Origin of the sequence: Streptomyces sp. NRRL WC-3549 (genome assembly GCF_000721935.1) — a bacterium.
Lineage (GTDB): Bacteria > Actinomycetota > Actinomycetes > Streptomycetales > Streptomycetaceae > Streptomyces.
On the sequence record NZ_KL585450.1, the window covers coordinates 31,369 to 34,268 of the forward strand.

The 2,900-nt window shown below is 69.0% G+C and carries 1 protein-coding gene; it reads right to left on the bottom strand.

The genetic code is table 11. The features are described from left to right. Positions 1 to 129 precede the first annotated feature (129 nt). Positions 130 to 2,900, bottom strand: a 2,771-nt coding sequence (gene hrpA, locus IH13_RS0135330) for an ATP-dependent RNA helicase HrpA (RefSeq protein ID WP_031091129.1), incomplete at its 5' end; no start/stop codon positions are given.

Below are 2,900 nucleotides of genomic sequence, written 5' to 3' on the forward strand. Positions count from 1 at the left end.
CTCCACAGGACCAGGCTGTTCCGCCGCCTTCCTTGCGTCCGGCTGCGAAGACAGACTGTACAGGAGGTCCGGGGGCCAGGTCGAACTCACCCACGGTCGCGGTCCGGTCACGCCCGCGCGGCGCGCGGATCAGGGCGCCGCGGCGTCGATCGCCTTGATGATCCGCTTGTCGGAGACCGGCTGGGAGGTCCCGAGCGCATGCGCGAAGTAGCTCACCCGCAGCTCCTCGATCATCCAGCGGATGTCCAGCACCTCCTGCGGGACGGGGCGCCCCCGCGGCAGCTGCTCCAGCAGCCAGGCGTACTCGTCCTGCATCTCGTGGACCTTCTCCATGCGCGTGGTGTCGCGCTGGACGTTCGTCGGCATCTGCTGGAGCCGGCGGTCCTCGGCGACCAGGTAGCGCATCAGGTCGGGGAGCCTGCGCAGCCCGGTCGCGGTGACGAAACCGGGCGGTACGAGACGGGCCAGGTGCTCCCGTACGTCCGTGACGTTGTTGATCAGGACCAGGCTGTTGGTGGTCTTCAGCCGCCGCTCGCAGGCCTGCCAGGCCGCCAGGATCTGCTGCACCTGGCCGATCGTGCGGACCGTCAGGTCCACCAGGTCGGCGCGCACCTTGTCGAACAGCGTCCGGAACGCCGCCTCGTCCCAGGCCGGACCGCCGTGGGCGGCGATCAGCCGGTCGGCCGCCGCCGTCGCGCAGTCGTCGAACAGGGCCTGGACGGAGCCGTGCGGGTTGCGGGAGAGCGCCAGCTTCTGCTGGTTGGAGAGCGTGTCCGAGGCGAACTTCGAGGGGTTCACCGGGATGTTGAGCATGATCAGCTTCCGGGTGCCCCGCCACATCGCCTGCTGCTGCTCGGCCTCCGTGTCGAAGAGCCGTACGGCCACGGTCCCGCCCTGGTCGACGAGGGCCGGGTAGGCCTTGACCGGCTGGCCGGCCCGGCGGGTCTCGAAGACGCGGTCCAGGGTGCCGATCGTCCAGTCCGTGAGGCCCGAGCGCTCGATGGACTCGCCCGACGGCCCCGCGGTCGCCGCCGCGGCCTTGGAGAGCGCCTGGCGGGCCTTGGGGCGCAGTGTGAGCTTCAGCGCCTCCAGGTCCTTGTCCTCGGCGACCTTGCGGCGTCGCTCGTCGACGATCCGGAAGGTGATCTTCAGGTGGTCCGGGACGCGGGACAGGTCGAAGTCCTCCGCCGTCACCGGGACGCCGACCATCCGCTGGAGCTCACGGGCGAGCGTGAACTCCAGCGGCTCCTGCAGCGGGACCGCCCGGTCCAGGAACTTGGCCGCGTAATCCGGGGCCGGGACGTAGTGCCGGCGGATCGACTTGGGCAGCGAGCGGATCAGCTCGGTGACCACCTCCCCGCGCAGACCCGGGATCTGCCAGTCGAAGCCCTCGGGGGTCACCTGGTTGAGCACCTGGAGCGGGATGTGGACGGTGACACCGTCCGCGTCCGCGCCCGGCTCGAACTGGTACGTCACCCGGAACTTGAGCTTCCCCTGGCGCCAGGAGTCCGGGTAGTCGTCCTTGGTGACGGCCGACGCCTTCTCGTTGATGAGCATGGACCGCTCGAAGTCGAGCGCCTCCGGCTCCTCCCGGCGCTTGTGCTTCCACCAGGAGTCGAAGTGCGCCCCGGAGACGACGTGTTCCGGGATCCGCTTGTCGTAGAAGTCGAAGAGCGTCTCGTCGTCCACGAGGATGTCGCGGCGCCGGGCACGGTGCTCCAACTCCTCGACCTCGCCGAGCAGTCTGCGGTTGTCGTGGAAGAACTGGTGGTGGGTGCGCCAGTCGCCCTCGACCAGGGCGTTGCGGATGAACAGGTCACGCGACGCCTCCTGGTCGATCCGGCCGAAATTGATCTTGCGCTGGGCGACGATCGGTACCCCGTAGAGCGTGACCCGCTCGTACGCCATGACCGCTGCCTGGTCCTTCTCCCAGTGCGGCTCGCTGTACGTCCGCTTCAGCAGGTGCTGGGCGAGCGGCTCGATCCACTCCGGTTCGACCTTCGCGTTGACCCGCGCCCAGAGCCGGGAGGTCTCCACCAGCTCAGCCGACATCACGAACCGCGGCTGCTTCTTGAAGAGCGCGGACCCGGGGAAGATCGCGAACTTGGCGCTGCGGGCACCCAGGTACTCGTTCTTCTCGGTGTCCTTCAGACCGATGTGCGACAGCAGCCCGGCCAGCAGCGAGGTGTGCACCGACTGCTCCGGCGCGTCCTCGTCGTTGAGCTGGATGCCCATCTGCTTGGCCACGGAACGCAGCTGCGCGTAGATGTCCTGCCATTCGCGGATCCGCAGGAAGTTGAGGTACTCCTGCTTGCACATCCGGCGGAAGCTGGAGGACCCGCGCTCCTTCTGCTGCTCCCGGACGTAGCGCCACAGGTTCAGGAAGGCCAGGAAGTCGGACGTCTCGTCCTTGAAGCGGGCGTGGTGCTGGTCGGCCTGGGTCTGCTTCTCCGCGGGCCGCTCGCGCGGGTCCTGGATGGAGAGCGCGGCGGCGATCACCATGACCTCGCGGACGCAGCCGTTGCGGTCGGCCTCCACCACCATGCGGGCGAGGCGCGGGTCCACGGGCAGCTGGGAGAGCTTGCGGCCCAGCGGGGTGAGGCGCTTCTTCGGGTCCTTCTCCGCCGGATCGAGCGCGCCGAGCTCCTGGAGCAGCTGGACGCCGTCGCGGATGTTGCGGTGGTCCGGCGGGTCGATGAAGGGGAACTTCTCGATGTCGCCGAGACCGGCCGCGGTCATCTGGAGGATGACGGAGGCCAGGTTGGTCCGCAGGATCTCCGGGTCGGTGAACTCCGGGCGCGTCAGGAAGTCGTCCTCGGAGTACAGCCGGATGCAGATCCCGTCCGACGTACGGCCGCAGCGGCCCTTGCGCTGGTTGGCGCTGGCCTGCGAGACCGGCT